This is a genomic window from Rhizobium leguminosarum, assembly GCF_001679785.1.
GTDB lineage: Bacteria > Pseudomonadota > Alphaproteobacteria > Rhizobiales > Rhizobiaceae > Rhizobium > Rhizobium leguminosarum_R.
On sequence record NZ_CP016287.1, the window covers coordinates 49,030 to 73,754 of the forward strand.

Genomic DNA, 24,725 nt, shown 5'->3' on the forward strand with positions numbered 1-24,725 from the left:
ATAATCCAGGCTAGTGCGCGATCACGGCTTCGCCGGAGGCGGCCATGATCTTTTCCTTGGTGACATCCGAGCCGAACTCGGCCGATATCCTGCCGCGGTGCATGACGATGATGCGGTGTGCGATACTCAGGCATTCATTGACTTCGGACGTCGAATAGATGACCGCCAATCCCTGCTTGGCGCGCTCCGCGAGCAATTTGAAAACTTCCGCCTTGGCGCCGATGTCGATGCCGCGGCTTGGCTCATCAAGCAGGATGACCTTCGGCTGGGTTGCCAGCATCTTGCCGATGACGACCTTCTGCTGGTTGCCGCCGGAGAGCGAGCCGATCGAAGCCGCACCGCCATCGGTTTTCACATGCACCCGCCGGATCGCGTCATTGACGAGATCGCGCTCCCGATGGCCGGAGGTGAAAAGCCCCTGGGTGAAGGCGCGGATACTCGCAAGCGATAGATTGGAGCCGACCGTCATCGTCTGGACGAGACCGTCGCGCTGGCGATCTTCGGGCACGAGCACCAGACCGCTGGCAATGCGCCCGGCGATGCTGAGCCCACTGACGTCCTGTCCTTCGAGCAGAACCTGTCCGCCACTTGCGCGCAGACGTCCGGCAACACACTCGAGCAGTTCCGTGCGCCCGGCGCCCATCAGCCCGTAGATGCAGACGATTTCGCCGGCACGCACCTTGAGAGACAGACGATCGACTGCATTATAAGCAGCGCCGGAGGGACCGGGGACACTGAGGTTTTCGATGGAAAGCGAGACGTTTCCGAACGGGTGACCTTCCGGTGGGCTGCCAAGGTCGAAATTCTCGCCGACCATGTTGCGGACGATCCATTCGAGATCGATATCCTTGCGCTCGGCATAGGCCGTCATGTTTCCGTCGCGCAGAACGACGGCGTGATTGGTGATCTGCAGCGCCTCTTCCAGATGATGCGAGATGTAGACGATCGACACGCCGCGGCTCGTCAGGTCGTGGATGACTTTGAAGAGCACTTCCACCTCGGTCGCGCTCAGCGCTGAGGTCGGCTCGTCCATGATCAGGATGCGCGAATTGACGGAGAGTGCCCGTGCAATCTCGACGATCTGCTGCTGGCCGAGGCGAAGATCCTCGACGCGCGTCAGCGGATCGATGTCTTCCTCGAGCTCTTCCATCAGCGCCCGGGTCTGACGCTCCTCTTCAGCGAAGTCGACGACACCGCCCTTGATGATCTCCCGGCCCATGAAAATATTGTCGCGGACACTCAGATTGGGTGCGAGGCTCAGCTCCTGATGGATGATGGAGATCCCGCACTCGCGCGCATGGGTCGACGAGGTAAAGCTGATCGGTGAGCCGTCGAGAATGATCTCGCCGGAGCTTGGCTGCGCCACACCCGAAAGGATCTTCATCAAGGTCGACTTGCCCGCGCCATTCTCCCCGAACAGAGTTGTGACCTGGCCGCGATGGATGTCGAAGTTCACTCCCTTCAGGGCGTGAACGCTGCCGTAGGATTTTGCGATGTTGCGGGCTGCGAGGACGACCTCGCCTTTCGCGCCGTTGCTGCGTTGCGGCTGGCTCATTTGAGCTCGACCTTCACCGGCGTGACCAGCCAGTTCTTCGGGTTGATGAGCTTGAACACGCCGACCACGGTCGCCTGCTTTCCGTCCAAGGCGTCAGCATCCAGGCCGGCAAAAACCGCCTTCTTCATCTCGTTATTGATGGCCGAGCCGGCATCCTGATACTGGATCTGGTTGGTGAACTGGCCGAATTCGATGCTACCGGTTGCGTCGCGGAGGTCCGTGCCGTTGACCGCAGGGCCGGTCTGGACACGGACCACCGTCTCGGGAGGCAACCCATCGATCTTCATTTCGTTGGTGTTCGACTTGCGGGCGCCGAAAACGCCGGTCAGCGTGACCGGAATGACCGGTCCGGTGCTCGTCGCGGTACCGTATTTCTCGGCCGCCGCCTTCTTGTCGGCGGCAATGGCGGCCGCGAGATCGGCGGCTGCAATCGCCCGCTCCTCGACATTTGCCTTGATCTTCGGGAACTGCTCGGCGCCGAAGGTTTCCGGAGAGAATGCCTGCTGCCGGACATCGTTTTCGGAGCCGATCCTGACGACCGTCGTGTCGAACGCGATCGCTGCAACGACGATGACGGCCAACGCCGCGCTGACAAGGAGCCCGCGATTGCCGCTGCTCGGCTTTGATGCTGCATGATCGGGCGAGGTACTCATGTCCGGACGGCCTTTGGCTTGGAATGGCAAGATGGAGAGGGCTAGCGAGATGATGATCGCAGGCGGGCTGAAGCATTGCGCCGCACCGGAACAGAAACCGGCGGGCCACCCGCAAGAGCGCAACTCTGGACGAATATTCGCATCGGAAGCCTCCTCAACAAGACCGGCGGCTGTCTCCTCTAACCGCCTGGGCCCGCAAATTCTCCATCAGGAAGCGCGCTTCCGTGATAGAAGTATGTTAGTTATGCCGTAAATGATGTTATAAATTTTATTAGCTGTCAACGGCACTTTCGCGGCAACTCGAGTGAAATGCACGACCTCACATCTTGTTTATCACGCTGCGGCGCAGCAAAAAGCGACAGCGAGTGCAGGCGCTTTGACACTTGTCATTCAACCGAATAATTGCAACATCCATCTGTTTTTAATGCAATATATTACTGATAGAACATTGCGCGCACTGCCGCTTTTGCTGCCGCCCGCCGATGGCGCGGCGGCGCTGAAGCAAACTCCTTACCCTTCTATTTTAGATGAAAAAAATTACATCGCTAGAAAAATCTTACTGGCATTGTGGTATCTTTATGTTATCTTTTCGAGCGAACTTAGGGAGGTTTCGGCTGCACGCCATCTGGGATTTGTCAAAGGCGGCGCGCTTGTCGTTGCCCGTGGAAGGGCCGAAGTTGGAAGCCGGATGCATCATCCCAGATGAGTTTAGGGATCGGGAGGACTTCAGATGAATTTGATGCGCGTATTGCCCGCCGCGGCGCTTGCGGTGGTGGCGAGATAGGCCTGCAATGATATCGACCCAGAAGATCATCATTGGCATAGATGCCGGCACCTCGGTCATCAAGGCCGTCGCCTTCGATCTGTCCGGCCGCCAAATCGCCACGGCCTCCGTTCGCAACAGATACACAACCGGAGACGATGGCTCGGCAACGCAGTCGCTGGATCAGACCTGGCTCGATTGCGCCAGCGCGTTGCGTGGCCTCGGAGAAAAAGTCCCTGATCTTGCGTCACGCACTGCAGCCATCGCCGTCACCGGACAGGGCGACGGCACCTGGCTCGTCGGTCGCGCCAATAGGCCGGTCGCCGATGCCTGGCTATGGCTCGATGCGCGCGCCGCAGCGACGGTTACGTCGCTCGCCGGCGGAACGCAGAACCGTGCCCGCTTCGAGGCGACGGGCACCGGCCTCAACACTTGCCAGCAGGGTGCGCAACTCGCCCATATGGACCGCTTCACGCCGGACCTTCTCGATCGGGCGGAGGCGGCGCTGCACTGCAAGGACTGGCTCTATCTCAACCTCACAGGCGTGCGGGCAACCGATCCATCGGAGGCGAGTTTCACCTTCGGCAATTTCAGAACACGCCAGTATGATGCCGTGGTGATCGACGCGCTCGGCCTTGACCACAGGCGCGGGTTGCTGCCCGAAATCATCGACGGCAGCGAGATCAGTCACCCGCTGACATCGGAGGCGGCGAAGGCCTGCGGGCTTCTTGCCGGAACGCCGGTCTGCCTCGGCTATGTCGACATGGTGATGACGGCGCTTGGTGCAGGCGTGCGCAGCGGCGCTCGCAACGCCGCCTGCTCGACGATCGGCTCGACCGGGGTGCACTTGCGCGCCAAGGCCGTTGCCGACGTTCAGCTCAATCGCGAGGGCACCGGCTATGTGATCGCCCTGCCCATCCCCGGCATCGTCACTCAGGTCCAGACGAATATGGGCGCCACGATCAACATCGACTGGATCCTCGATGTCGCCGCCTATCTCATGGCCGAGGCCGGCAAGCCTGCTTCGCATGCAGACCTCATTGCACGCATCGACGGCTGGTTTGCAGAAAGCCGGCCGGGATCGGTGCTTTACCATCCCTACATTTCCGAAGCGGGCGAACGTGGGCCTTTCGTCAACGCCAATGCGCGCGCGGGCTTCACCGGGCTTTCGATGCGTCACGGCTTCCCCGACCTGCTGCGCAGCGTGGTCGAAGGGTTGGGGCTTGCCACGCGCGACTGCTACGCGGCGATGGGCGCGATGCCCGAAGAGTTGCGGGTCACGGGCGGGGCAACACGCTCCGTCGCCCTTCGCCGTTCACTTTCGGCTGCCGTCAACGCACCGATCCGCCAGTCGCGCCGCGAGGAGACGGGGGCGGCCGGCGTGGCGATGATGGCTGCGGTGGCTGTCGGCGTCTATTCCGGCATGGACGATTGCATTGCCGACTGGGTGACGCCGCTGCTCGGAGATCCGGAAACACCGGATGCCAGCGAGGCTGCCCGGTTCGACCGCCTTTTTTCTGCCTACACCGATATACGCCAGGCAATGGCGCCCGCCTGGGACAAGCTTGCCGAAGCCGCAACGACGTCGCCGGTGGGCGCGTCATTCTGATGCAGCAGGCATCGAAGGAGCATGACATGACCGAACCCGAACTCCTGGATCTCTTCGTCATCGGCGGAGGCATCAACGGCGCGGGGATAGCACGCGATGCTGCCGGCCGCGGCCTGAAGGTCGTGCTGTGCGAAAAGGACGACCTGGCCCAGGGAACCTCGTCGCGCTCGGGCAAGCTGGTGCATGGCGGTCTGCGTTACCTCGAATATTACGAATTCCGCCTGGTGCGTGAGGCGCTGATCGAGCGTGAAGTGCTGCTCAACGCCGCGCCGCATATCATCTGGCCGATGCGCTTCGTCCTGCCGCACAGCCCTGAAGATCGCCCCGCATGGCTCGTGCGGCTCGGCCTCTTCCTCTACGATCATCTCGGCGGCCGCAAGAAACTGCCCGGGACCCGAACGCTCAACCTGCTCCGCGACCCGGAAGGCACGCCGATCCTCGATCAATACACACGCGGCTTTGAATATTCCGATTGCTGGGTCGACGACGCCCGCCTCGTGACCTTGAATGCGGTGAGTGCAGCGGAAAACGGCGCTCTGGTGCTGACCCGCTCGCCGGCCGTATCGGCCCGTCGCGAGAATGGCGGTTGGACGGTGGTCACCAAAAGCAACGCCACGGGGGAGACGCGAACCTTCCGTGCCAAATGTCTCGTGAACTGCGCCGGCCCCTGGGTGATGGACATCATCAATCGCGTCGCCGGTTCGAACTCCGGCCGCAACGTCCGCCTCGTCAAGGGCAGCCATATCATCGTGCCGAAGTTCTGGGCAGGCGCCAATGCCTATCTGGTGCAGAACCACGATAAACGCGTCATTTTCATCAATCCCTACGAGGGCGACAAGGCGCTGATCGGGACGACCGACATCGCCTACGAAGGTCGGGCCGAGGATGTTGCCGCCGACGAGACGGAGATCGAGTATCTGCTCAAGGCGGTCAATCGCTACTTCAAGGAAAAGCTTCGTCGCCACGACGTGCTGCACAGCTTCTCCGGCGTGCGCCCGTTGTTTGACGATGGCAAGGGCAACCCATCCGCCGTTACCCGCGACTATGTCTTCGATCTCGACGAGACAGGCGGCGCTCCGCTGCTCAACGTCTTCGGCGGCAAGATCACCACATTCCGCGAGCTCGCCGAACGCGGCATGCAGCGTCTCAAGCATATTTTCCCGAACATGGGAGGCGACTGGACGGAGAAGGCGCCGCTGCCGGGTGGCGAAATTCCGAATGCCGATTACGAGAGCTTCGCCAACAGCCTGCGCGATATCTATCCCTGGATGCCGCGCGAGCTCGTGCATCACTACGGCCGTCTCTATGGCGCCCGTGCGAAAAATGTGGTTGCCGGCGCGACTGGCATGGAAGGGCTTGGGCGGCATTTCGGCGGACAGCTCTACGAGGCCGAGGCCCGCTATCTCGTTGTAACGGAATGGGCCGAAACGGCCGAGGACATCCTCTATCGCCGCACCAAACACTACCTCCATCTGAACGAAGCGGAACGCGCGGCCTTTGGCGAGTGGTTTGCTTCAACCCGCCTTGCCGCCGCCTGAAGGATGCCGCCATGCCGCTGACCCTATCGCTCAATACCAATCCGCTGGTGAACCGCTTCGCCGACCCAGACGATCTGATCGACACGGTTGCGCGTGACCTGCGGATCCGCGACATTCAACTGACCCACGAGTTCATCAATCCGAGCTGGCAGGCGCCGGTGATCGGCCGCCTGACGCGCACGATGAGCGCTGCCCTGAAGCGCACCGGCGTGCGGGTCACCTCGGGCATGACCGGTCCCTATGGGCGCCTCAACCATTTCGGACATCCGGATGCCGATGTGCGCCGCTACTACGTCGACTGGTTCAAGACCTTTGCCGACATCACCGCCGATCTCGGTGGCCATTCGGTCGGCACGCAATTTGCGATCTTCACCTATAAGGACTTCGACGATCCGGCCAGACGCGAGGAGTTGATCAAGATCGCCATCGATTGTTGGGCCGATGTCGCCGAACATGCGCGCACAGCAGGCCTCTCCTACATGTTCTGGGAGCCGATGAGCATCGGCCGCGAGTTCGGTGAGACGATCGGCGCCTGTCTGTCGCTGCAGGAGCGGCTGACATCGGCCGGAATGGCCATCCCGATGTGGATGATGGCGGATATCGATCATGGCGACATCACCTCCGCCGATCCCGATGACTACGACCCCTATGCCTGGGCACGCGCCGTCCCGCCGGTATCGCCAATCATCCACATCAAACAGAGCCTGATGGACAAGGGCGGGCACCGGCCCTTTACCGCCGAATTCAACGCCAAGGGCCGCATACAGCCGGCGCCTCTGCTCCAGGCACTGGCCGAAGGTGGAGCAAAAGACAATGAAATCTGCCTGGAACTCTCCTTCAAGGAACGCGAGCCGAACGATCGCCAGGTCATCCCGCAGATCGCCGAAAGCGTCGCCTTCTGGGCGCCGCATATCGACACCGGCGTCGCTGACTTGAACATCTGAGGCGGAGATCTTTAAAAGGCAGCGCTGCGATACGGCGGAATTGCCGCATGACCTTAGAAAAGGAGCCGTGATGACGGACGCCGATGATACGCTTGCCGTGCGTGCTGCCTGGCTTCATTATGCCGGTGGCCTGACGCAGTCCGACGTTGCGCGCCGCCTCGGTGTGCCGTCGGTAAAAGCCCATCGCCTGATCGCCAGAGCGGTCGCCGATGGCGTCGTCAAAGTCACCATCGACGGGGATATCGTCGAATGCGTCGAGCTGGAGATGCGGCTTTCGGAACGGTTTGGGCTTCAATATTGCGAGGTCGCACCCGATCTCGGCGAGGAAGGCTTGCCGCTCCGCGCACTCGGCCATGCCGGCGCCGGCTATCTCAAGCGCGAGATCGAGCGCGGCGACAATACGGTCATCGGCCTTGGTCATGGCCGCACGCTTTCCGCGGCCGTGCAATATATGCCGAGGGTGAGCGCGAAGAACCTGCGCTTCGTCTCGTTGCTTGGCGGGCTGACACGAAACTACGGCGCCAATCCCTATGACGTGATGCATCGCATCGCCGAAAAGACCGGCGCCCATGCCTATGTGATGCCGGTTCCCTTTTTCGCCAATACCGGCGAGGACCGCGAAGTGCTGAAGGCGCAGCGTGCCGTCAAGGAGGTCTTCGATCTTGCCAATAATGCAGATCTGAAGCTCGTCGGCCTGGGAACTGTCGATGCCGAGGCGCAGCTGGTTTTGTCCGGCATGGTCGAACCCGGTGAAATCGACGACATTGCCGCCGCAGGCGGCGTCGGCGAAATCCTCGGACATTTTTTCGATGCCGACGGTCATATCCTCGAGACCGCGCTGACGGCGCGCACGCTCTCTGCATCTTTTCCCAAAACCAAGAAAGAGCGGCTCGTGGCGCTGGCGGGCGGACAGTCGAAAGTGGCGGCCATCCGGGCAATTCTGAATAGCCGCCGCCTTTTCGGGCTGATCACCGACGAACGAACCGCGCAGGCGCTGCTGAAGTAGCTATGGAATCACAACAATATTTGATCGCAAAATAACATAATAAATGTTGATTATCACGCATACTCCGTTATCTTAACATCAAACGAGGGTGGAGACCGGGATGAGGCGGGAAGAGCGGCAGCAGTTGATCGTCAACCTGCTCGTCGAAAACAAGACCGTCGATCTCGACGACCTTGCCGATCGCTTCACCGTGTCAAAGATGACGATCCATCGCGATCTCGACGATCTCGAGCAGGCCGGCGTCCTGCGCAAGGTTCGCGGCGGCGCGACCATTGACGCCGGAACGCAGTTCGAAAGCGACTTTCGCATTCGCGAACGCCAGGGCAACGAAGCCAAGCTAGCGATGGCTGAGACCGCGCTGGAACTGGTCGAGCCGGGGATGACGGTGATGGTAAACGACGGCTCGATGGCGGCCGTGCTCGGGGAAATGCTGCTGCAGAAGCGGCCGCTGACCTTGATCACCAACAATGCGGCGATCATGGAGCGGCTGAAAGGCGAAACCGGCATCACGCTGATCGCGCTCGGCGGCATCTACTCGGCCAAATTCAACGCCTATCTCGGCGTCGTCACCGAGGAGGCCCTGTCGCGGCTGAGGGCCGATATCGCCTTCATTTCGACGCCCGCCGTCAGCGGCGGGCGCGCCTATCACATGGACGACAACGTCGTGCGCGCCAAACGGGCGATGATCGCGTCGTCGACCAGGACCTGCCTTCTGGTCAACCACCAGCGCATCGGCCACACCGCCCTGCATGTCATGGCGGATCTGGCCGACTTCGACGCGATCATCACCGACAGCGCACCGGATGCTGCTGTCCTGGAGGAATTCGAGCAGGCGGGCATTACGCTCACCATCGCATCAACGCAGGATCCGACATGACCGAAAAGCCGCGCTTCTGGATTGGCACCAGCTGGAAGATGAACAAGACGCTTGCTGAAGCAGAACACTTCGCCCGCGGTCTCGAAGCTGCCGATGCCACACGCGACCCGCGTATCCAGCGCTTCGTGATTCCATCTTTCACGGCCGTGCGCGAGGTCAGGGCGATGCTTGCCAAGACCTCGGTGAAGGTCGGCGCCCAGAACATGCATTGGGCCGACCAGGGCGCCTGGACCGGCGAAGTCTCGCCGGTGATGCTGAAGGACTGCAATCTCGATCTCGTCGAGCTCGGCCATTCCGAGCGGCGCGAACATTTTGGAGAGACCGACGAGACCGTGGGGCTGAAGACCGAAGCGGCCGTTCGCCACGGTCTCATTCCGCTGATCTGCATTGGCGAGACGCTTTCCGACCGCGAAGGCGGAAAGGCTGCCGACATCCTTGCGACCCAGGTGCGCGGCGCGCTTTCGAAACTTTCAAGCGCCCAGAAAGGCGTCGAGATCCTGCTCGCCTACGAGCCCGTCTGGGCGATCGGTGAGAAGGGCATTCCGGCGACTGCGGATTATGCGGATGCCCGCCAGTCTGAAATCATCGCCGTTGCCGAAGCTGTGCTGGGCCGGAAGATCCCCTGCCTTTATGGCGGGTCGGTCAACCCGCAGAACTGCGAAGAACTGATTTCGAGCCCGCATATCGACGGGCTCTTCATCGGCCGTTCGGCCTGGAATGTCGAAGGTTACCTCGACATCCTGGCCAAATGCGCCGCCAAACTCTGAGGAGAAAGACAATGAAACTTGCCATTGCAGGAGACAGCGCTGGCGAAGGTCTCGCCAAGATCCTGGCCGACCATCTGAAGGACCGCTTCGACGTCTACGAAGTCTCGCGCACCAGCGCCGGCGCCGATCCGTTCTACGCCAACCTCTCGGACCGCGTTGCCTCGGGCGTCATCGGCGGCACCTATGACAAGGCGATCCTCGTTTGCGGCACCGGCATCGGCGTCTGCATCTCGGCCAACAAGGTTCCGGGCATCCGTGCCGCCCTGACGCACGACACCTATTCTGCCGAGCGTGCAGCACTTTCCAACAATGCGCAGATCATCACCATGGGAGCCCGCGTCATCGGAACCGAGCTTGCAAAGTCGATCGCTGATGCATTTCTTGCCCAGACCTTCGACGAGAACGGCCGGTCTGCCGGTAACGTCAAGGCCATGGATGATCTCGACGCAAAGTACAGCGCTCGCTGATCCTGCCGCGAAGAGAAAAGGGATGTCGGCGGCAAGATGACCCGCATCGGCTGTCTGGCCGGGGAGGCCGATGCGTGAGATCGATGCGGCTGGCGACCGTCAATGCTTGATGTTGCGATCGCCTCGATCGCCCTCGCCGGCCTTTGCTTTCGTCTTGGCCGTTTGGCGGGGATCGGCAGCTAGCGAGCGACCGACGTCATCACTCTCCTTAAACTGTCCCTGCTTATTACGGCGGACATAGCGTTTGTCGGTGCCGGTATCGATAAATTCGCGCTTGGTCATGTCATCTATTCCTGTGGTTGCCGTCTTCTTGAAACGCAGGCTGTGGCAAAAAGATGCATCGAATCAAGAACATCTCCAGACTCGGAATCCGGGAGGCTGTCGTCCGTTAAGTCCTTGAAATTAGATTCGTTTCGCGGCGGAACAATCAGCCGGGTGATTGAGTTGACTCGCGTTGGTTGTGTGAGGGAGTCGCGCAGATGGTTGCCCCGCGGGCGAATTGGAAAGGCTACATCAAGTTTGGAGAAGTTGCGTTTCCCGTCGCGCTCTACACGGCCGCATCCTCGTCCGAACGGATCGCATTCAACACCCTGAACCGAAAGACTGGCAATCGGGTTCGGCGTGAGTTCGTCGACAGCGAAACCGGCGATCCCGTCGAGCGCGAGGATCAGGTCAAAGGTTTCGAGATCGAGGACGGGCGATATGTCGTCCTTGAACCCGACGAAGTCGCGGCCGCGATTCCGAACAGCGATAAGACACTTACGGTCGAGGCGTTCATTCCCTGCGATGAAGTCGATGATGTCTATTTCGACAAGCCATACTACCTTGCTCCCGACAAGTTGGGCGGAGACGCCTATAAACTGCTGCGCGACGGCATGAAAAAGGCCAAGGTTGCTGCAATTGCTCGTACGGTCTTGTTCCGGCGTCTGCGTACCGTTCTCATTCGGCCGCACGGCAACGGCTTGGTCGGCTCCACCTTGAACTATGACTATGAGGTCCGTTCGTCGCAAAAGGCTTTCGAGGAAATGCCGGACCTGAAGATCGAAGGTGAGATGCTGGAACTCGCCAAGCACATCATCAATACGAAGAAAGGTGAATTTGATCCGAAGCAGTTCGATGACCGCTATGAGGAGGCGGTCGCCGAACTGGTCAAGGCCAAGATCGAGGGCCGGACGCTGCCGAAGAAGAAGGCGCCCCCCGCATCAAAGCCGAGCGACCTGCTTCAGGCGCTGCGTGAAAGTGCCGGAATGGCCTCGCCCGCCAAGAGCAAGCGCACTGCAGCTAACGCCAATGCCGGAAAAGGTCGCCAGAAGGCAGCGCGTGCTACATCGGCGAAGTCGCGTGGCACCGGCGCCGCTCAACACCGCCGCGCCAGCTGATCGGAGGATGCCATGGCCCTTCGTCCCCACTGGAAAGGCTACCTCAAGCTCTCGCTTGTCACCTGCCCCGTGCAGATGATGCCGGCGACCTCGGAAAACGAGAAGGTCCGCTTCCACACCTTGAACCGAGAGACGCAGAACCGCGTCGTCAGCCATTATGTGGATTCCGTCACCGGCAAGGAGGTGAAGGATGAGGACGAGGTCAAGGGTTATCAACGCGGCGAGAACGAGTATGTTATTCTCGAAGACGAGGAACTCGAAAGTATCGCGCTCGACAGTACCAAGACAATCGACATCGAAGTTTTCGCACCGCGCGACGGCGTCGACTGGATTTGGCTCGATACGCCCTACTATCTTTCTCCGGACGATCCGGTCGGCCAGGAGGCGTTTTCGGTCATTCGCGACGCCATGGCCGCCGAGAATATGGTCGGCATATCGAGACTGGTGATCTCGAGACGGGAACGCGCCGTCATGTTGGAGCCACGCGGCAAGGGCATCGTACTTTGGACGCTGCGTTATGGGGATGAGGTGCGCGATGCAGAGACCTATTTCGAGAGAGTCGATGACCAGCCTGCCGACAGCGAAATGATGCCGCTTGTCCAGCAGCTCATCAAAAAGCAGACGCAGCACTGGAGCCCGAAGATGGTTTCCGATCCGGTTCAGGACAAACTCCTCGACATCATCGACGCGAAGAAGAAGCAGATGAAAAAGCCGAGCAGGACAACGTCCAAGTCCAAGGAAAAGCAAGAGCCGGCACCGAGCAATGTCATCAACATCATGGATGCCCTGCGCAAGTCGGTCGAAGCGGAAAACCGCCCGGGGAGGCGCTAGACCTGATCATGACGCACCCGCGCCGCCCAATTCTGCCCTTGCTCGACGAATCTCACTCAACGCTGCAGTCTCGTCCGATCCGCAAGCGCGATCCTGACCAGCCCAGTCTGCCCTTCGATCCAATGCCGTCGCGCATTGAGCCCTGCCTTGCACTGCTGAAGCCGACTGTGCCCGTGGGGCCGGATTGGCTCTATGAGGTGAAGCTGGATGGCTATCGATTGGCGATCCATATTGAGCCGAAAGGCGTGCGGGTCATCACCCGCGGCGGCCATGACTGGACCCATCGCTTCCCCACCATCGCCGCGGCAGCGAAACGGCTTGGCGTAACGACCGCCATTTTCGATGGCGAGGCCGTTGTGCTCGATAATCACGGCCGATCGGATTTTGGCGCCCTGCAACGTTCGCTCGGCGGGCGGGGCGGCAAGCGGGTATCGACCCAGTCGATCCTCATCGCCTTCGACCTTCTCTATCTCGATGGACACGATCTGACCGGCACCGAGCTTGACGTACGCCGGCACCTGCTTGAAGACCTGATACCGGAAGGCGATGATCAGGCGATCCGCCTCTCCGAGGAGATAGAGCTGCCGGCCGAAGATCTCCTCGAGCATGCCTGCCAACATCATCTGGAAGGCATCATCGCCAAGCATCGCGGCCGGCCCTACGGCAGTGGTCGTACCGGCGACTGGCTGAAGATCAAATGCGTGCAGAGCGAGAGCTTCATGATCGTCGGTTATGAGCAGTCCGCATCCGCCCGCGGCGGCATCGGCAGGCTGCTGCTGGCCGGCAGACGAGGGCTCGACTGGATTTACGTTGGGTCGGTCGGAACCGGTTTCGGTGCCAGAGATGCTGAATACCTGAAAAAGACGCTGGACCGGTTGAAGACGAGCCGGCCGGTCGTTCCCCTGAAGGGCAAGCGTCTCGTCCTCGTGCAGCCGACGCTGATCGCCGAGATCGAGTTTCGCGGCTGGACAGATGACGGCAATCTCCGCCATGCCTCGTACAAGGGGCTGCGCGAGGTTCAGGATAACGCCGCGGTCTTCGATATGAACGGCACCATGAGCAGTTGAGGACCGCGATCACCGCGGCCCCACAGGGGCGGCCGAGCAGGCCGGCTAGAGTCCCGTGTCGTAAAACAAGCTAAATAGTCGACGAAGCAGCCGAGATCCCGTATGCCGCTCATATGTCGATCCGACAGGCAATAGAAAGTCATAACGATGGCAAATTCACCCCGCAGACCTGTCAATCCAATGGATGCTGCCGAAGCATTGTTCAAACCCGCGAAGAAGAAGACGGAACAAGCTGTTGAGCGGCCCGCGCTGCCGAATACAAAGGAGCTTGTTTCGCTCAAGATCGACAGTGATGTGCTTGCCTATTTCCAGGAAGATGGCCCTGGCTGGCAGGATCGGATCAACGATATATTGCGCGCCGCGATGAAGAACAGGCTCTGACCCTGTTGCACCATCTTGTCCGCCACGGGTGGTCGTTGTGATGCCGAATGCACTGCACCGGCTTCTCCGCAGCGGCCTTGTCCATGTTCTCTTGGCCTTTTTGGCAATGGGCAGCTGGGCGGTCTTCGCCAATCGCGCGCACGCCATGCCATTGCCGCTCTATGCCGGCCTTGTGCAGGGTGCGATATCCGCCTGCCTGACGCTTTTCCTGAAATCTGTGATCGATTGGCTTTCCAAGCGTTTCGTCGGATCTGCACGATTTTGGGCGCCGCCTCTGATTGCTTGTCTTGGCTCAGCCAGCATTCTCGTGGCAATCCATGCGGCAACCGGTACGCCGGAAATACTCAAGACCATCGCATTTCCGTTGCTCGTATCAACGAGCTATGCGGCGATTTACAATTATTCGATCTCGGCAAGACGAGGTTTCGACACATGATGGGAAGGCCCCTGATCCCATTTTGCGGACACTCCTCCTGCACACGATAACAAGCAGTCGCAACTGCTGCAGGAGCAAGAGGCGTGTCCGCGGAAGACTGTCACTCCTTTACCGCCCCGGTCATCGATGAGACGTAGTAGTCCACGAAGAACGAGTAGAGGATGACCACCGGGAGCGAGCCGAACAATGCGCCCGCCATCAGTGCCCCCCATTCGAAGACGTCGCCGCGCACCAGTTCGGTCAGTACGCCCACAGGAATGGTTTTGTTTTCCGACGACTGGATGAAAGTCAGCGCATAGATGAATTCGTTCCAGGACAGCGTGAAGGCGAAGATGCCAGCCGAAATCAGCCCGGGTACTGCGAGCGGCAGGATGATCTTGGTGAGAATCTGCCATCTGTTGGCGCCATCCACCAGCGCGCTTTCCTCCAGCTCGAATGGGATCGAGCGGAAATAGCCCATCAGCAGCCAGGTGCAGAAGGGAATGAGGAAGGTCGGGTAGGTGAAGATCAGCGCCAGCCGCGAGTCGTAGATCCCGAGCTTGAAGACGATGAAGGCAAGCGGGATGAAGAGGATCGACGGCGGCACGAGATAGGCGAGGAAGATGACGAGGCCGACCGAACGTGACCCTGTGAAGCGGACCCGCTCGATGGCATAGGCGCCGAAGACCGAGGCTACCAGCGAGAGAAAGGTGGAGCAGACCGCGACCAGCATCGTGTTCCACAGCCAGCCTGGGTAGGATGTCTCAAGGAACAGATATTTGATGTGCGCGAGCGTCGGTCCCACCACCCAGAAGGGGCTGTAGTTGCTGTAGTCGGTCAGCTGCTCGTTCGGTTTCACGGCGGTGATCGCCATCCAGTAGAACGGAAAGAGCAGCACGAAGACAAAGACCGCCATCGGCAGGTAGAGCATCACGATCCGCCGCGGCAGACGGTTCAGATAGCTCATGCCTTCGGCATTATCGGTCACGACCTGATCAGCGGCGTTTGAATTTATCGACATCATCACTCTCCCTAACCCCAATTTGGCTCTAACCCTGGCCTTAATCCTGGCCGCCCTGTTGCCATTTGCGCCGTTGCAGGCCGAAGAAGCTGAACATGATGGCGCCGAGCAGGAAGGGCACCATGGCGACCGCGATGGCGGCACCCTCGCCAAGCTGACCGCCGGGAATGCCGCGCTGGAAGGATAGCGTCGCCATCAGATGCGTCGCATTGACGGGTCCCCCCTTGGTCAGCACGTAGATGAGCTGGAAATCCGTAAAGGTGAAGAGCACCGAGAAGGTCATCACCACGGCGATGATCGGCGTCAGCATCGGCAGCGTCACATAGCGGAAACGCTGCCAGCTCGTGGCGCCGTCGAGCGAGGCGGCCTCCTGCAGCGACGCCGGAATAGTCTGCAGCCCCGCAAGCAGCGAGATCGCCACGAAGGGAATGCCGCGCCAGACATTGGCGATGATGACGGATATGCGCGCATTTATGGGATCGCCGAGGAAGTTGATCGGCCCGCTGATCAGCCCCAGCTGCATCAGCGACCAGGAAATGATCGAAAATTGGGAATCGTAGATCCACCAGAAGGCCAGCGCCGAAAGCACCGTCGGCACGACCCAGGGAAGCAGCACGATTGCCCGGAAGAAGGACTTGAACGGCAGGTGCTGATTGAGCAGCATCGCCAGCCAGAGGCCGAGCGCGAATTTCAGCACCGAGGCAACGGAGGTATAGAGAATGGTGTTGAAGACCGACAGCCAGAAGACGCCGTCGTCCATCAGGAACTGGTAGTTCTCCAGCCCGATGAAGATGCCGTCGCGGCCGATCCTCGTATCGGTGAAGCCGAGCCAGACGCCGAGCCCCAGCGGATAGGTGAGAAAGCAGACGAGGAACACCGCCGCCGGCAGCATGAACAGGAAGCCGAGCACGTTGTTGTTCTGCAGGAGCGAAGAGATCGGCCCGCGTCTATCCTCCGGATTCACCATCGACATTGCTTATCTCCAGATTACGTTTTGAACTCGCAGAGTGCTTGCGGCATGCCGCAGCCGGCATGCCGCTTGCTTTGAAGCGCGGCTCAGACGCGATAGTAGCGGTTTGCCCGGCGTTCAGCTTCCTTCATCGCATCTTCGGGCGACATCTGGCCGGTGACGGCCGCCGCATACATGTCGACCAGAACGTAATCGGCCATGGTCGCAGCCGAGGCATAACCGAGTGGGCCGGCATAGCCGTTCGGGCGCAGCTTTTCCGAGGCACGTGCATAAGGCGCGTGGATCGGATCGGATGTCCAGATCGGGTTCTTGGCGAAAGCCTTGAGCGGCTGGCAGCAATAGGCGCTTGAGCCCTGGATCCAGGCATTCATCTGGTCGGCTTCCATCATGAACTTGATGTAGGCCTTCGCCGCTTCCGGATACTTCGTATGCTTGAAGAGAAGCAGTGAGCTCGTCTGGAAAAGCTCGACGCTCTGGCCAACCGGGCCGACGGGGAAATTCGTCGTGCGGATGTCCTTGGCGATCTCGGCGAGCTTCGGGTCGTTCTTGGCCGTGTAATAGACCGAGACGCCGTTGGCGATCAGCGACACCTGGCCTGCGAGGAAGGCGCGGTTGTTGTTGACGTCCTGCCAGCTTTCCGTGCCCGGAATGAAGGTCGCATAGAGCTCCTTGGCATAGTTGATCGACGCCAGCGTTTCCGGGCTGTTGATCGTCACCTTGCCGCCTTCGTCGACCATCTTGCCGCCGTGGCTCCAAAGCAGCCAATGGGCGTAGTTGTTGCCGTCGCCGACGGCCTTGCCGTGCGGGAAGCCGGCCGGCGTGCCCTTGGCTTTCATCGCCTTGCAAAGCTCGAGGAAGCCTGCCGTGTCTTTCGGGAACTCGCTGAAGCCGGCCGCCTTCACGTGAGTGTCGCGATAGACCACCGCATTGCCGATTGCCGCCAGCGGCATGGCGATGAAGGTGTCGCCGCGCGCCGCATAACCCTTCACGCCGTCATACCAGCCCCCATACTTGTTTCCGAGATAGTTGGCGAGCTCGGTCAGGTCGACCAGCTTGTCGGGATACTGATGAGCGTCGTCGAACCAGCACATGATGAGGTCCGGGCCGGAGCCGACATTGGCCGCGACGGCAGCCTTCGGGCGGATATCTTCCCAGCTTTCCTTGTCGATGCGCACCTCGACGCCGGTCGCTTCGGTGAACTTCTTGGTGTTGGCAAGCCATGCCTCCTCGTCGCCCTTGACGAAAGGTGTCCAGCGCAGCAGCCGCAGGCTGGCGCCGCTTTCCGGCGTATAGGTCGGTTCGGCCTGCGCGAAGGTCGGCCGGATGCCGAGGCCGGCGGCGCCGGCAACGGCAGCCGAGGCGGTAAGAAAGTCACGTCTCTTAAACCTCATGATATTCCTCCTCTTCAAAAAGCGGGTGCGAACTCCCCGCCATTCACCTCCCGCTTGGTGAACGACGGTCCTTGCATCCCTGAAACGGGGTGCTGCCGGCCTGCGGGCGGCGGGGCTCCTCCGCCCCGCGCAGCCGCCGGACGGCATCAGTCGGTCAATCTCCGGCCGCTCTCGGCATCGAAGAGATGAACATGCGCGGCGTCGATCGCAACGCGCAGGGTCTCGCCCGGCCGCGCGCTGACGCGTTCGCGGAAGACGCAGCTGAGATCGCTGCCGCCGAGCCTGAGAATAAGATGCGTCTCGTAGCCGGTCGGCTCGATCACCACGATTTCACCGGGCAGGCCATTGGCATCGAGCAGGATGTATTCCGGGCGCAGCCCGTAGACGAGGTCGCGCCCCAGCGCGTCGGCAGGCGGATTGGCAACCGGGAGCGCCGTGCCGTCCGGCGCCTTGAAACTTTTAGGGTTTTCGGGGTCGAGCCTGCCCTTGATCATGTTCATCGCCGGCGAGCCGATGAACCCGCCAACGAAGAGATTGGCCGGCTTGTCGTAAAGCTCGAGCGGCGTGCCGATTTGCTCGACGACGCCGTCATGCATGACGACGATCTTGTCGGCCATGGTCATGGCCTCGATCTGGTCGTGGGTGACGTAGACCGTCGTCGTTTTCAGCCGCTGGTGCAGTTCCTTGATTTCGGCGCGCATGGCGACGCGCAGTTTCGCATCGAGGTTGGACAGCGGTTCGTCGAATAGGAAGACTTCCGGATCGCGGACGATGGCGCGGCCCATGGCGACGCGCTGGCGCTGGCCGCCGGATAGCTGGCGCGGATAACGGTCGAGCAATTTGTCGAGACCGAGGATGCCGGCGGCATATTTCACTCGCTTCTCGGCTTCCGCCTTCGGCGCCTTGTTCAGCATCAGCGAGAAACCCATGTTCTCCTGTACAGTCATATGCGGATAGAGCGCATAGTTCTGAAACACCATGGCGATGTCGCGGTCCTTGGGCGGCAGCGTGTTGACCACGCGCCCGCCGATCTTGATCTCACCGCCGGAAATATTCTCAAGTCCCGCCAGCATCCGCAGCAGCGTGGACTTTCCACAACCCGACGGGCCGACCAGGATCACGAACTCCCCGTCGGCAATGTCGATATCCACGCCTTTGATCACCGGAAATGACCCGAATGATTTCCGCACATCCGCGAATTGAACGCCTGCCATACCCACTCCTCCCAGAAATCGAGCGCTACATGCTATGTCTTCGTATTTTCGTATATCTTGCCGGCGGCCTTATCTTCTCAAGTCCTTCTGCCGCTGCAACCTCGCATATGCGGGTGTGCCATGGCAGTCATCTCCTCCTATCGGGCGATTTTAGCCCACCTCAATCTCATCCGGACGCACCCGGAGCGTCTTCGGCGAGATAGACCTCGATCAGCTCGTCCACCGTGGTTTCGGCGGAAAAACCCAGTTGCGTCGCGCGTTCGGGCGTAAAGGACTTCGGCCATCCGGCGACGATCCCTTCAATGACCTCGTCGGGGCGACGATCGATCAGGTCCGCCGCCTCGGGACCGGCAGCACGGCGCAAGGCGGCAATCTGGTCGGCAACGGTGGCGGCGACGCCCGGCATGGTGAGGGTGCGCCGAACACCCAGCGCCGCCGTGTCGAGCGTGGCCGCATGGATCAGGAACTTGATGGCGGAACGCGGGCTTGCCAGCCAGTGCTTGACCGTTTCTTCGACCGGGAGAACGGCCCGCTGGCCTGCAAGCGGTTCACGCAGGATTCCGGAAAAGAAGCCCGATGCGGCGGCATTCGGCGCACCCGGCCGGATCACGATGGTCGGCAATCGAATTCCGACGCCGTCAATGAAGCCGCGCCGCGAATAGTCCGCAAGCAGAAGCTCGGATATCGCCTTCTGGACTCCGTAGCTGGTCAGAGGTGCGAGCACGTAATCGTCGGGAATGGGATCGGGAAACGGCGAGCCATAGACCGCGATCGACGAGGAGAATACGAACCGGGGAACATAGGCCTGGCGGGCTCCTTCTCGGCGGATCGCTTCCAACAGCAATCGCGTGCCGTCCAGATTGACCCGGTAGCCGAGTTCGAAATTGCGCTCGGCTTCGCCAGAAACGATCGCGGCGAGATGGAAGATCACGTCGGCACGGCGAGCCGCCAGGGCTTCCGCTGCCCCGCTTTCGGAAATATCGGCAGCTAGCGCTTCCACCGGCACGGAGACGTTGGCGGGCAGCGGTGGAGGCGTTACATCCACAAGCGTCATCCGCTTGATTGTATCGCCGCCGAGGGAACCGCTGCGCCCCAGTGTGGCGGCGAGCTTCCGGCCGATCATTCCTCCCGCTCCGATAATGAGAATATGCATCGTGTTTCGCCTCCCTGCGAACTACGAGAAGAGTAACTTGGTCGTCGTATAAATGCGGGTTTCGTGGATCGCGAAGGCCGCGCATGCGGCGTCCGGATCCTGCCTCTCCAAGCCGGCGAGGATCAACCGGTGATCGGCGATGCTGGTGGCGATACTCCCGGGCTGCGAAACGACGCGCTTTCGGTGGCTCAGGAGATAGGAATAAAGGTCGGCGGCCATATCAGCCAGCACCGCGTTGCCGCTGGAACGGTAGATAACGGTGTGAAATTCCCGGTCACAGATCAAAAAACGAACAGGATCGTCACAGGCGGCCTCCTGCGCTGCGATCGACTTGCGGAGATAATCAAAAGTTGAAGGCTCCATCTTGAGCGCGGCAGTCCTGACGACCTGTGCTTCGATAAGAAGCCGAGCCTCATGAACATTGTCGAGACTGTAGGCCGCGATGTCGCGATACCGCGCAGCCTGGACGGCCAATTCGCCAACGTCCTCTGATGCCACCACCGTGCGCGTTCCGTGCACAACCGAGAGAATCCCATGCGTGGAAAGGATAAGGATCGCCCCACGGACGGTCTCGCGGCTGACCGAGAGTGCGGAGGCGAGTTCACGTTCGCTTGGCAGCGGATCGCCCACCTTGAGAATGCCGGTGGCAATGAAGGTCGCAATCTTCTGGACGACGAAGTCTTTCATCGACTTCTTCGGCGCTCCACCGAGCGCCGCAACGTCGTCTTCGAGCATCGCTCGAACGTCCATTGCTTTCCCCTCCCCGCGCTCTGGTCTACTGGTCCGGTAAGTGGACCAGTAGACCAGAGCAAAAGAGGATTGTCAACGCATGACGGCGCGCGATCTACCCAACCGTTATTTGGAGCAGTTTTGTGAATGGCAATATCAGCACGCCGAGAAAACCAGCTGATCACAGCGCCGGACGGACTGACCCCTCCTTCACAAAGGAGGAAACGATCATGGAACACACCAACCACGTACGTTTGACGACTTCAGAACTTACCCCTGCCGCCCTCGAAGGTGCCACCATCTATGGAGCCGACGATCACAAGGTCGGCAAAGTCGATCATATCCATGGCGCGGGCGCCGGCGGCTCCGCGGTCAGCGACGTCGGCGGCATTCTGGGTATCGGCGCGAAGCCTGGTTGCAGTCCGGTCTCGGATCTTGAGTTCATGCGCGATGAAGACGGCGACGTTCATGCCGTTACGAGCTGGACAAGGACGAGCTTAAACAGATGCCCGAGTACCGCGACTGAGCGTAATCACATGATGCCTTCCGTCCTGACGTAGTCGTTGACGCTGCAGAGCGGAAGGCCCATCTACTCGTACATGGCAAAACCCAAAACCACTGACGATGCGGAGCTGATCAAGGAGTGGCCCCTATCGACCGCAGCCACGCTCGGATCATCCGTTCGCGCGAAGGGGATTCTGCTGGAAATTCGCGCACGTCTGCCTTTGGCGGTGAGAAAGTCGCTCGAAATCGAGGCGGGTGCTCTGACATTGGCGATGGCTGAAACGGCTAAAAGTGCGTTCCGTGCTGCTTCGTCAGTCGTTTCCAACGCGCTCGAAGACATCGAAAACCTGCCTGTAATCCCCCGTGAAATCCAGGATATCCTGACGATCTCTACTACCGAGAGACAGCGCTGGCTCAGCGACGGGCGCTTGCCCAGTGCAGGAACCCGCACGGTGAAGCTGCGTGGGCGGGCGAGGAAAATTACCTTCCACGTATTCGACCCGCGCGTGGTGGAGGACATCCTCGACCGAGACCTGGTGACAGTCTGGCGCGAAGAGGATGCTGAAGCGACGGCCGAGAAACGACGACGGGCAGCCTTGAAAGCGAAGTTGACGCGTTCGCTGAAGACCAAGGCCAAGACCCCTTCGAAACCTGATGCCGACCACGACGATGCGTCACGTTCGAAACCTCTCGGCTGGGAAGAGTTCAGTCGCGATGGGTTGCTCCGCTGAGGCGGCGGAACCTCTGCAACGCAGTCTTCGATCCCTTCCTGTCTAACGGTGTCGATCCGCTGATCACTTCTCGCAAAGCTTGGCCACGTTCTTCTCCAGACTTCGCCGGAGGGCGCCAGAGACTTCAGTCTCAAGTCCTTTGACGATGTCGCCGAACCGGCCACCGGTCTTCACGATCTCGATGGAGGTCCCGGTCATCTTGCAAGTCGTAAGGTCGACCTTCAGCCGAACCTCAGCGGTCGCTGAAAACCCTCCTTCTACCAGCGCTTCGTCCGAGGTCTTGCAAGCAAGCGTGCCGCGGGCGCTCGCCTCCGCGGTGTTGCCATTCACCGACAATTGCAGGTTTTCGATCTTCACGGAATCGAGCTTGTCGACGCCTACCTCCACACTGATGCCGAAGCTCGATACCTTGGTCTTCAACGACCTGCATGGCTGCGCATCTCCGATGGCCCTCTCCAGGGCATTCGGTGCCTGTGCGTTGGCGAAGGAGCATAGCTGGAGGAGAGAGACTCCTGCCGCTAGCAGGCCTAAACAATTCCGCATCGCTCTCCCATCTCTGTGGCTTTCATGCAGGCGCCTCTGAATAATAGGGCGGGATCGGTCTGCGGGAAAGGCAATGGCGGTTGGCCGACCATGACCGTCGCATAATGAACTTAGACGTCAAATATTGTTTTACGACCGATGGAAACCACGTCGTTTGCAGTACGAGCTCGTGGCCGCGGCGAATGGCGAGCCACATCCCTCGCTTTCCGATCCGATTACCTGCCCTGAAAGATCCTGTGCCGTCTTTCGACCCACTCGTCGATCTTCCCGCGACATGTTTCGGAAACTGTAAGCACAGGAGACCGCAGCTCCGCGGATCGCTCTTAGAACACTGATCTGTTCGAAAGAAAGTGATGATCTTTCAGAGCGGTATTGGTTTCATGAGCGGCGACTGTGTTCAGGAACCGGTCGAGCATCGAGTTGAAGCTCTCCGGTTTTTCCCAGAAGGGCGCGTGACCAGCACCTTCCATTACATGCGCTTTGTCTTCGAAGAGCAACTGGATGTTCAGGCCCGAAAAATAGCTGAGTTTGACAAAGGGGTCATGAAGTCCATTTACAAAAGCAATGGGTATATCAGCCTGTTCGACGGTGCGCCGCTGATCCACCCCCTGCCCCCGCAACATTGCGCGAGAAAAAACGCTCCGTAGTCTCCCGTCTGCGCGCGCTATGGCGTCACGAAAAGAGGGGTTGCTCGTGTCTCCAAAGCAAAGAGACTGAAACCGCTCCACATCACGCGATGTAAAGTTCTCTTTTGATGCCAGAAGAATATCAAATGATGGATGGAATCCCCGCAGCATTCCGATGAGACCGCCGGGGACCGGTGGCGTGCCGCACAACATCAGGCCCGAAATGCCGTTGCCGCGGCCCGCCATCTCAATCGCGACGTGACCGCCAAGCGACCATCCCAGCACGGGAAAGCGACGAAGACCCAAGCGGGCTGCCACCTCTCCTACGCACTCGGCAAGACCGGTGGCGGTGTAAGTCGACTGCGGATCTCGAGCGTCGCTCGATTCGCCGTGCCCCGGAAGATCAAGCGCAATCAGACGCCAATTTCGGGACAAATGGCTGTGTATTTGCCGTGAAAAGACCGTCCGCGAGCTGCCGGAACCGTGTATCATAATCAGTGGTGCAGCGCCATCGATAGTGTCACTTATGCGCACGGCGCCGTGGCTGGTGTCGATTGTACAGTGAAATACGTCCATAAGCTGCGACCCCTAAAGCCCAGCCCGAAGTCTTGCACGAAAATATCTACGGCAAGTGCATGATTATCGTAAACCAGAGCTGAACCAGGTCGTGCATCACGTCGCGATTCAGTGCGGTTGCGTTTCATGCGTCGATCAGTTGCCTCGGCGTTGCATACAGGTTAGGTCTGTCGCAGCAGCAACTGTAACCAACCTTTCAAGCTGGGCATCGAGATGCAATTTCTTCTGGACTTCATTATTTCGATCACCAGCCTGATTATCGTCGGGTGCTGGGCGTGGTCGTTGCGAGGCCACTTCAACTCGCCGAAGATGGAAGCCGGAGCAAAGCTGATCACCGTCGGCGTCATCGCGACGACGGCGTTTTTCCTGTACCTGGTTTGGTCTGGGCCACAGACGCTATGGGTACAGGTAGTAGGACTCGGATTTGAACTCGGGGCGGCGGGCTTGTTCTGGTGGGCGGTGTCGGCCTCGCGACAGGCCAGGTTGCGCTTTGTGTTCGACCGCGATCACCCAGATAGTCTTGTCACCGACGGTCCCTATCGCTACCTGCGGCACCCTTTTTACACCTCCTACCTGCTCTTCTGGTCGGGGTGGGCGCTGGCATCTTGGTCGATATGGTCGATCCTGCCGGTCTTGTTTTTTACGATTGTCTACGTGATTGCAGCCCGCAATGAAGAGAGGAAGTTCTCCCTATCACCGCTGGCATCCGAATATGAAGCCTATCGGCGCAAGACGGGCCTGCTGACACCGTGGTTCGATTGGCGGTAAACCTGCCTCCTAGGCAGGGTACGCATGGCGGAACCGCGTCAGTCGCGATGCAGCTGTACCACGAGGCAGCGGCCCGATAGGCGACTGACCTCTCGACGATGCGATAAAGCAATCAGCGTCGAAAGCCTCCGACCGATGGACTTTTCGGACTGCTCCACGGAAACTGTCGATCGTGGCCAGGCGAGTGTCGTTGCCTGCAACAAATCCAACTTGAACACCACGGCATTAATCCGACGCCTGGCCCGAC

26 protein-coding genes and 1 pseudogene are annotated in these 24,725 nt (G+C 60.1%); 16 read left to right on the plus strand and 11 right to left on the minus strand.

The features are described from left to right. Positions 1 to 10 precede the first annotated feature (10 nt). Both BA011_RS24655 and BA011_RS24660 read right to left on the minus strand, forming a co-directional pair. Positions 11 to 1,555, minus strand: coding sequence for a sugar ABC transporter ATP-binding protein (locus tag BA011_RS24655; RefSeq protein WP_065282688.1), 1,545 nt, complete (start codon positions 1,553 to 1,555; stop codon positions 11 to 13). Continuing rightward, positions 1,552 to 2,208 carry a DUF2291 domain-containing protein gene (locus BA011_RS24660; protein WP_065283502.1) on the minus strand — a complete coding sequence of 219 codons (657 nt, stop codon included), beginning with the start codon at positions 2,206 to 2,208 and terminating at the stop codon, positions 1,552 to 1,554. Before BA011_RS24660 ends, BA011_RS24655 begins: the two co-directional genes overlap by 4 nt. A 304-nt stretch (positions 2,209 to 2,512) precedes the next feature. On the opposite strand from BA011_RS24660, the gene BA011_RS44430 reads away from it, so the two are divergent. The 8 genes from BA011_RS44430 to BA011_RS24695 all read left to right on the plus strand — a co-directional run bounded on the left by BA011_RS44430 (position 2,513) and on the right by BA011_RS24695 (position 10,179). Next, a complete protein-coding gene (locus BA011_RS44430) occupies positions 2,513 to 2,914 on the plus strand; it encodes a hypothetical protein (RefSeq protein WP_186806584.1) in 402 nt (133 codons plus the stop codon). Between the two features lie 85 nt (positions 2,915 to 2,999). Further along, positions 3,000 to 4,580: an FGGY-family carbohydrate kinase gene (locus tag BA011_RS24665; protein WP_065282689.1), complete on the plus strand. Its 1,581-nt coding sequence runs from the start codon at positions 3,000 to 3,002 to the stop codon at positions 4,578 to 4,580. A 26-nt stretch (positions 4,581 to 4,606) separates the two neighbouring features. Continuing rightward, positions 4,607 to 6,118, plus strand: a complete 1,512-nt coding sequence (locus BA011_RS24670; RefSeq protein WP_065283503.1) for a glycerol-3-phosphate dehydrogenase — start codon at positions 4,607 to 4,609, stop codon at positions 6,116 to 6,118. An 11-nt stretch (positions 6,119 to 6,129) separates the two neighbouring features. Next, complete coding sequence (locus BA011_RS24675) at positions 6,130 to 7,062, plus strand: sugar phosphate isomerase/epimerase family protein (protein WP_065282690.1); 933 nt, start codon at positions 6,130 to 6,132, stop codon at positions 7,060 to 7,062. 70 nt (positions 7,063 to 7,132) lie between these two features. Continuing rightward, positions 7,133 to 8,068 carry a sugar-binding transcriptional regulator gene (locus BA011_RS24680; RefSeq protein ID WP_065282691.1) on the plus strand — a complete coding sequence of 312 codons (936 nt, stop codon included), beginning with the start codon at positions 7,133 to 7,135 and terminating at the stop codon, positions 8,066 to 8,068. A gap of 100 nt (positions 8,069 to 8,168) precedes the next feature. Further along, positions 8,169 to 8,945, plus strand: a complete 777-nt coding sequence (locus tag BA011_RS24685) for a DeoR/GlpR family DNA-binding transcription regulator (protein WP_029871591.1) — start codon at positions 8,169 to 8,171, stop codon at positions 8,943 to 8,945. Next, positions 8,942 to 9,712, plus strand: a complete 771-nt coding sequence (locus BA011_RS24690) for a triose-phosphate isomerase (protein ID WP_065282692.1) — start codon at positions 8,942 to 8,944, stop codon at positions 9,710 to 9,712. The genes BA011_RS24685 and BA011_RS24690 overlap by 4 nt, the downstream gene beginning before the upstream one ends. 11 nt (positions 9,713 to 9,723) lie before the next feature. Continuing rightward, positions 9,724 to 10,179 carry an RpiB/LacA/LacB family sugar-phosphate isomerase gene (locus BA011_RS24695; protein ID WP_065282693.1) on the plus strand — a complete coding sequence of 152 codons (456 nt, stop codon included), beginning with the start codon at positions 9,724 to 9,726 and terminating at the stop codon, positions 10,177 to 10,179. Between the two features lie 99 nt (positions 10,180 to 10,278). Here the strand turns inward: BA011_RS24695 and BA011_RS24700 are convergent, their stop codons facing one another. Next, positions 10,279 to 10,461, minus strand: a complete 183-nt coding sequence (locus tag BA011_RS24700) for a hypothetical protein (RefSeq protein ID WP_065282694.1) — start codon at positions 10,459 to 10,461, stop codon at positions 10,279 to 10,281. Between the two features lie 197 nt (positions 10,462 to 10,658). Here BA011_RS24700 and BA011_RS24705 point away from each other — a divergent pair, with 197 nt between their 5' ends. The 5 genes from BA011_RS24705 to BA011_RS24725 all read left to right on the plus strand — a co-directional run bounded on the left by BA011_RS24705 (position 10,659) and on the right by BA011_RS24725 (position 14,273). After that, the gene (locus BA011_RS24705; RefSeq protein ID WP_065282695.1) at positions 10,659 to 11,558 is read left to right on the plus strand and encodes a Ku protein; all 900 of its coding nucleotides are present in this window, start codon (positions 10,659 to 10,661) and stop codon (positions 11,556 to 11,558) included. Positions 11,559 to 11,570: 12 nt separating this feature from the next. After that, positions 11,571 to 12,389, plus strand: a complete 819-nt coding sequence (locus BA011_RS24710) for a Ku protein (RefSeq protein ID WP_065282696.1) — start codon at positions 11,571 to 11,573, stop codon at positions 12,387 to 12,389. A gap of 8 nt (positions 12,390 to 12,397) precedes the next feature. Then, positions 12,398 to 13,456 carry a non-homologous end-joining DNA ligase gene (gene ligD / locus BA011_RS24715; RefSeq protein ID WP_065282697.1) on the plus strand — a complete coding sequence of 353 codons (1,059 nt, stop codon included), beginning with the start codon at positions 12,398 to 12,400 and terminating at the stop codon, positions 13,454 to 13,456. Between the two features lie 147 nt (positions 13,457 to 13,603). Further along, positions 13,604 to 13,837: a BrnA antitoxin family protein gene (locus tag BA011_RS24720; RefSeq protein WP_065282698.1), complete on the plus strand. Its 234-nt coding sequence runs from the start codon at positions 13,604 to 13,606 to the stop codon at positions 13,835 to 13,837. 40 nt (positions 13,838 to 13,877) lie between these two features. Next, positions 13,878 to 14,273 (plus strand): hypothetical protein, encoded by a 396-nt coding sequence (locus BA011_RS24725; protein ID WP_065282699.1) that lies wholly within the window; start codon positions 13,878 to 13,880, stop codon positions 14,271 to 14,273. A 100-nt stretch (positions 14,274 to 14,373) separates the two neighbouring features. On the opposite strand, the gene BA011_RS24730 is transcribed toward BA011_RS24725, so the two are convergent. From BA011_RS24730 to BA011_RS24755, 6 genes are all read right to left on the minus strand, one after another. Further along, positions 14,374 to 15,273, minus strand: a complete 900-nt coding sequence (locus tag BA011_RS24730; protein WP_020485891.1) for a carbohydrate ABC transporter permease — start codon at positions 15,271 to 15,273, stop codon at positions 14,374 to 14,376. Between the two features lie 40 nt (positions 15,274 to 15,313). Further along, complete coding sequence (locus BA011_RS24735) at positions 15,314 to 16,246, minus strand: carbohydrate ABC transporter permease (RefSeq protein ID WP_065282700.1); 933 nt, start codon at positions 16,244 to 16,246, stop codon at positions 15,314 to 15,316. Positions 16,247 to 16,329: 83 nt separating this feature from the next. Then, positions 16,330 to 17,634, minus strand: a complete 1,305-nt coding sequence (locus BA011_RS24740) for an ABC transporter substrate-binding protein (RefSeq protein WP_065282701.1) — start codon at positions 17,632 to 17,634, stop codon at positions 16,330 to 16,332. 146 nt (positions 17,635 to 17,780) lie between these two features. Continuing rightward, a complete protein-coding gene (locus BA011_RS24745; protein ID WP_065282702.1) occupies positions 17,781 to 18,848 on the minus strand; it encodes an ABC transporter ATP-binding protein in 1,068 nt (355 codons plus the stop codon). Between the two features lie 166 nt (positions 18,849 to 19,014). Further along, positions 19,015 to 20,001, minus strand: a complete 987-nt coding sequence (gene denD, locus BA011_RS24750) for a D-erythronate dehydrogenase (RefSeq protein WP_065282703.1) — start codon at positions 19,999 to 20,001, stop codon at positions 19,015 to 19,017. 21 nt (positions 20,002 to 20,022) lie between these two features. Further along, positions 20,023 to 20,751, minus strand: a complete 729-nt coding sequence (locus BA011_RS24755) for a FadR/GntR family transcriptional regulator (protein ID WP_065282704.1) — start codon at positions 20,749 to 20,751, stop codon at positions 20,023 to 20,025. A 209-nt stretch (positions 20,752 to 20,960) separates the two neighbouring features. On the opposite strand from BA011_RS24755, the pseudogene BA011_RS45230 reads away from it, so the two are divergent. Together BA011_RS45230 and BA011_RS24765 are read left to right on the plus strand one after the other, a co-directional pair. Continuing rightward, positions 20,961 to 21,256 (plus strand): annotated as a pseudogene (locus BA011_RS45230) (PRC-barrel domain containing protein). 73 nt (positions 21,257 to 21,329) lie between these two features. Beyond that, a complete protein-coding gene (locus BA011_RS24765; RefSeq protein ID WP_065282706.1) occupies positions 21,330 to 21,965 on the plus strand; it encodes a hypothetical protein in 636 nt (211 codons plus the stop codon). A 63-nt stretch (positions 21,966 to 22,028) separates the two neighbouring features. Here the strand turns inward: BA011_RS24765 and BA011_RS24770 are convergent, their stop codons facing one another. Together BA011_RS24770 and BA011_RS42115 are read right to left on the minus strand one after the other, a co-directional pair. After that, positions 22,029 to 22,508, minus strand: a complete 480-nt coding sequence (locus tag BA011_RS24770) for a hypothetical protein (protein ID WP_065282707.1) — start codon at positions 22,506 to 22,508, stop codon at positions 22,029 to 22,031. A gap of 323 nt (positions 22,509 to 22,831) precedes the next feature. Continuing rightward, positions 22,832 to 23,710, minus strand: a complete 879-nt coding sequence (locus BA011_RS42115; RefSeq protein WP_151343561.1) for an alpha/beta fold hydrolase — start codon at positions 23,708 to 23,710, stop codon at positions 22,832 to 22,834. Between the two features lie 213 nt (positions 23,711 to 23,923). On the opposite strand from BA011_RS42115, the gene BA011_RS24785 reads away from it, so the two are divergent. Then, on the plus strand, positions 23,924 to 24,478 hold the full coding sequence (locus BA011_RS24785; RefSeq protein ID WP_065282710.1) for a methyltransferase family protein: 555 nt from the start codon (positions 23,924 to 23,926) through the stop codon (positions 24,476 to 24,478). Positions 24,479 to 24,725 lie beyond the last annotated feature (247 nt).

Bases quoted from the DNA above. Each gene is read 5' to 3' on its own strand.
- BA011_RS24655 (WP_065282688.1), bottom strand. From the start codon at position 1,555: ATGAGCCAGCCGCAACGCAGCAACGGCGCGAAAGGCGAGGTCGTCCTC.
- BA011_RS24660 (WP_065283502.1), bottom strand. From the start codon at position 2,208: ATGAGTACCTCGCCCGATCATGCAGCATCAAAGCCGAGCAGCGGCAAT.
- BA011_RS24665 (WP_065282689.1), top strand. From the start codon at position 3,000: ATGATATCGACCCAGAAGATCATCATTGGCATAGATGCCGGCACCTCG.
- BA011_RS24670 (WP_065283503.1), top strand. From the start codon at position 4,607: ATGACCGAACCCGAACTCCTGGATCTCTTCGTCATCGGCGGAGGCATC.
- BA011_RS24675 (WP_065282690.1), top strand. From the start codon at position 6,130: ATGCCGCTGACCCTATCGCTCAATACCAATCCGCTGGTGAACCGCTTC.
- BA011_RS24680 (WP_065282691.1), top strand. From the start codon at position 7,133: ATGACGGACGCCGATGATACGCTTGCCGTGCGTGCTGCCTGGCTTCAT.
- BA011_RS24685 (WP_029871591.1), top strand. From the start codon at position 8,169: ATGAGGCGGGAAGAGCGGCAGCAGTTGATCGTCAACCTGCTCGTCGAA.
- BA011_RS24690 (WP_065282692.1), top strand. From the start codon at position 8,942: ATGACCGAAAAGCCGCGCTTCTGGATTGGCACCAGCTGGAAGATGAAC.
- BA011_RS24695 (WP_065282693.1), top strand. From the start codon at position 9,724: ATGAAACTTGCCATTGCAGGAGACAGCGCTGGCGAAGGTCTCGCCAAG.
- BA011_RS24700 (WP_065282694.1), bottom strand. From the start codon at position 10,461: ATGACCAAGCGCGAATTTATCGATACCGGCACCGACAAACGCTATGTC.
- BA011_RS24705 (WP_065282695.1), top strand. From the start codon at position 10,659: ATGGTTGCCCCGCGGGCGAATTGGAAAGGCTACATCAAGTTTGGAGAA.
- BA011_RS24710 (WP_065282696.1), top strand. From the start codon at position 11,571: ATGGCCCTTCGTCCCCACTGGAAAGGCTACCTCAAGCTCTCGCTTGTC.
- ligD (WP_065282697.1), top strand. From the start codon at position 12,398: ATGACGCACCCGCGCCGCCCAATTCTGCCCTTGCTCGACGAATCTCAC.
- BA011_RS24720 (WP_065282698.1), top strand. From the start codon at position 13,604: ATGGCAAATTCACCCCGCAGACCTGTCAATCCAATGGATGCTGCCGAA.
- BA011_RS24725 (WP_065282699.1), top strand. From the start codon at position 13,878: ATGCCGAATGCACTGCACCGGCTTCTCCGCAGCGGCCTTGTCCATGTT.
- BA011_RS24730 (WP_020485891.1), bottom strand. From the start codon at position 15,273: ATGTCGATAAATTCAAACGCCGCTGATCAGGTCGTGACCGATAATGCC.
- BA011_RS24735 (WP_065282700.1), bottom strand. From the start codon at position 16,246: ATGTCGATGGTGAATCCGGAGGATAGACGCGGGCCGATCTCTTCGCTC.
- BA011_RS24740 (WP_065282701.1), bottom strand. From the start codon at position 17,634: ATGAGGTTTAAGAGACGTGACTTTCTTACCGCCTCGGCTGCCGTTGCC.
- BA011_RS24745 (WP_065282702.1), bottom strand. From the start codon at position 18,848: ATGGCAGGCGTTCAATTCGCGGATGTGCGGAAATCATTCGGGTCATTT.
- denD (WP_065282703.1), bottom strand. From the start codon at position 20,001: ATGCATATTCTCATTATCGGAGCGGGAGGAATGATCGGCCGGAAGCTC.
- BA011_RS24755 (WP_065282704.1), bottom strand. From the start codon at position 20,751: ATGGACGTTCGAGCGATGCTCGAAGACGACGTTGCGGCGCTCGGTGGA.
- BA011_RS24765 (WP_065282706.1), top strand. From the start codon at position 21,330: ATGGCAAAACCCAAAACCACTGACGATGCGGAGCTGATCAAGGAGTGG.
- BA011_RS24770 (WP_065282707.1), bottom strand. From the start codon at position 22,508: ATGCGGAATTGTTTAGGCCTGCTAGCGGCAGGAGTCTCTCTCCTCCAG.
- BA011_RS42115 (WP_151343561.1), bottom strand. From the start codon at position 23,710: ATGGACGTATTTCACTGTACAATCGACACCAGCCACGGCGCCGTGCGC.
- BA011_RS24785 (WP_065282710.1), top strand. From the start codon at position 23,924: ATGCAATTTCTTCTGGACTTCATTATTTCGATCACCAGCCTGATTATC.